The following is a 233-nucleotide window of genomic DNA, read 5'->3' as shown; positions in this document are numbered from 1 at the left end:
GCTTCAACCCGCTGCGCGGCGACCGCCTGACGCTGCGCCTGAAAGTAGTCGGTGGCTTGATCGAGGATGCCCGCTTCGAAGGTGTCGGCTGTGCCATTTCCACGGCCTCGGCCTCACTGATGACCGAGGCCCTCAAAGGCCTGAATGAGCAACAGGCCGAAGCGCTGTTTTTGGGCTTCCACAGCATGTTGACCGGCGGAATCCCGGTCTCGGGCTCTGTACTCGGCAAACTG

General features: G+C 62.2%; 1 protein-coding gene. It reads left to right on the top strand.

Annotation, left to right across the window (positions count from 1 at the left end):
• Nucleotides 1-233: iron-sulfur cluster assembly scaffold protein (locus B4920_RS28105; RefSeq protein WP_139379801.1), on the top strand; the 233-nt coding region annotated here is incomplete at both ends.

The organism is Zoogloea sp. LCSB751, from assembly GCF_002028455.1.
Lineage (GTDB): Bacteria > Pseudomonadota > Gammaproteobacteria > Burkholderiales > Rhodocyclaceae > Zoogloea.
This window is presented reverse-complemented; position numbering and strand designations above follow the sequence as displayed.